Origin of the sequence: Mobiluncus curtisii subsp. curtisii ATCC 35241 (genome assembly GCF_000146285.1) — a bacterium.
Classification (GTDB): domain Bacteria; phylum Actinomycetota; class Actinomycetes; order Actinomycetales; family Actinomycetaceae; genus Mobiluncus; species Mobiluncus curtisii.
The window spans coordinates 1-2317 of the sequence record NZ_GL385915.1 but is presented as its reverse complement, the minus strand read 5'-3'; the positions used below and the strand labels follow the sequence as shown (position 1 = coordinate 2317).

Below are 2317 nucleotides of genomic sequence, written 5' to 3'. Positions count from 1 at the left end.
TCAATGAAAACCGAGGTACTGCCCCTGCAAGCACTCGAGCAGGCAACAGCCCTAGCAAGAGACAATCTTGCAGGCCTGGTGCATCATTGCGATCACGGTAGCCAGTACACCTCCATTGCCTATAACAACAAACTCACTGATTACGGTATAAAACCTTCTACCGCAACCGTGGGAGACTCCTACGATAACGCCCTGGCAGAGACCGTAAATGGTTTATATAAGACCGAATTTATCTATTCGCAAACCTGGGAAACCCTGTCCGAGGTCGAGTTCGCCACCATGAACTGGGTTCACTGGTGGAACAATACCCACCTTCACGAATCCTTGAACTATACACCCCCCAGGAGGTGATAACCCGCTACAACCAAACCCATGCTAAACAACTAGCACCCACATAAGAAGCGGAACAAAACCCAGGACGCTTCACCGCAGCGCCTAACCCCCACTTCGCGCTCAAACTAAATGACGCACAACTAACCATTCGCGCTCAAATTGACATGAGGCACCACGAATCCCAGAATAGACAACCACAAATCCACGGCCACTTCCAGGTTACTGTCCAAGAAGTCATAGGCAGAGGTATGCAGGGGTGGCCAATCTTCCCCATTACCGATATAAACCATCGCCCCGCTGGCAAGTTTCAGGTAATGTCCGAAATCTTCCGAAGCACGGTAGGGCTTTTCCAGGTACACTACCGGCAGACCGGCACGTTGCGCGGCGGCGACAACCAGGTCTATCGCTGCGTCATCGTTGCATGTTTCAGGAAATACGTCGCAGTCAGTCAGGGACAGCAGCAGGGAGGTCTGTTTCGCTAGGCGGGAAGCCTCGTCACAAATCAGGCTCTTCAGCTTTGCCAGGTCAGACTCGTTTTCGGCGCGCAGAGTTAAGTTCAGCTCCCCGTGAGAAGCCGAGATACCAAAGTCCTTGCGTCCGACTTCGATTCCTACCACGGTGGCCAGCACGAATCCCTCAAAACAAGAATGCCGATTACCGAGTCTCGCCACTCCTGCCAAATCCATAACGTAGAGAACCAGCTGCGCAATCTCTTCGCTGGGGTTCAGTCCAGCTTCCGGGTTGCTGGCGTGCGTGGTAATGCCTTTAAAATCCAGGCTCAGTCCTTGCGAGGCACACTGCGACACGCCACGTCGTAAAGCCACACAGCCGCGAGGAATTCCGCTCCAGTTGTGGAAAGCATAAATTTGGTCGATTCCTTCACGTTCAATGAGACGGGAACTGGCGTATCCCCCAGCCCCGGTTTCTTCGGCAGGCTGAAAAATGAGATAAACGTCTGATGGCACTTCATGCCCTGCCAATTCCAGAGCTAATCCCGCCAGAGCGGAACTGTGCCCGTCATGACCACACTTGTGCGCTACACCAGGATTCTGAGAGGCATAAGGGAGGTCCAAATCTTCCGGAATGGGCAGCGCATCGTAGTCTGCACGGAAACCGATGGCTGGCTGGCTGGAATTCGTTCCGGGAATCTTCACCCAAAACCAACTGCCTTCGTCATGAATAGCAAAGGAGGTGTGCTCGGCTAGAAAGCTCATCAACCGGTGTTTGGTTTCCGTTTCTTGCCCGGAGATTTCAGGATGAGCATGGAGCTCATGGCGCAGCTCTGTGATCAGTTTCAAGTTGCTTTGTTGCATGTTTCTAGAGTCCTCTTTCCTCAAACTACATTCAACCTCGGTACCTATTGCCGAGCCTCACTGCTAGTTTAGTCAGGATGAGCGGTAACGTAGTGGTTCTGGGAGAGCTATTCCATTCCGGAGATGGAAAGTATGAGGGTATGGAGCGCTTGGGCAGCTGCTTCATCACGACAAATTATCAACAGAGTATTATCTCCCGCTATCGTGCCCAAGACTCCCTCAAGGTTTTCTTTATCTACTATCGAAGCTAGTGGCGAAGCAGCTGCGGGGTGCGTGCGCAGAATGACTTGATTACAAACGCACGTAGACTTCAGCAAAAATTGTTTTACCCAATAATCAAGACTGCCGTTGAGAGGTTTAGCGTTCCCTGCGGTGCCCTCGGTAGGGACCAAGGAATAATGCAGGTTTCCATCACGGTCTCGAATCTTGGTGGCACAGAGCTCTTCCAAATCTCGAGACAAGGTTGCCTGCGTGACGCTGAACCCCAGTTCGTTGAGGTGATTTTGTAGAGCTCTTTGAGAACGAATCACGTTTTCTTGCAGCAGTCGGGTAATGACAGCATGACGGGTAGCCTTCGAAGGAAAAACTCGGGACGGAGTGTCATCAGTCATAGGCAAATCAACTCCCTAAAATCGAAACTCGTGTTTTTGGCTTATATCGGGTTTGTGGGT

3 protein-coding genes are annotated in these 2317 nt (G+C 51.6%); 1 reads left to right on the top strand and 2 read right to left on the bottom strand.

The window, feature by feature from the left end:
- Nucleotides 1-351, top strand: a 351-nt coding sequence (locus HMPREF0574_RS09235) for an IS3 family transposase (RefSeq protein ID WP_050748364.1), incomplete at its 5' end; no start/stop codon positions are given.
- 122 nt (nucleotides 352-473) lie between these two features.
- On the opposite strand, the gene HMPREF0574_RS09230 is transcribed toward HMPREF0574_RS09235, so the two are convergent.
- Together HMPREF0574_RS09230 and HMPREF0574_RS09225 are read right to left on the bottom strand one after the other, a co-directional pair.
- The gene (locus HMPREF0574_RS09230; protein ID WP_004008478.1) at nucleotides 474-1646 is read right to left on the bottom strand and encodes a M20 metallopeptidase family protein; all 1173 of its coding nucleotides are present in this window, start codon (nucleotides 1644-1646) and stop codon (nucleotides 474-476) included.
- A gap of 107 nt (nucleotides 1647-1753) precedes the next feature.
- Nucleotides 1754-2257: an arginine repressor gene (locus tag HMPREF0574_RS09225; RefSeq protein WP_004008477.1), complete on the bottom strand. Its 504-nt coding sequence runs from the start codon at nucleotides 2255-2257 to the stop codon at nucleotides 1754-1756.
- Between the last annotated feature and the right edge of the window lie 60 nt (nucleotides 2258-2317).

Bases quoted from the DNA above. Each gene is read 5' to 3' on its own strand.
- HMPREF0574_RS09225 (WP_004008477.1), bottom strand. From the start codon at position 2,257: ATGACTGATGACACTCCGTCCCGAGTTTTTCCTTCGAAGGCTACCCGT.
- HMPREF0574_RS09230 (WP_004008478.1), bottom strand. From the start codon at position 1,646: ATGCAACAAAGCAACTTGAAACTGATCACAGAGCTGCGCCATGAGCTC.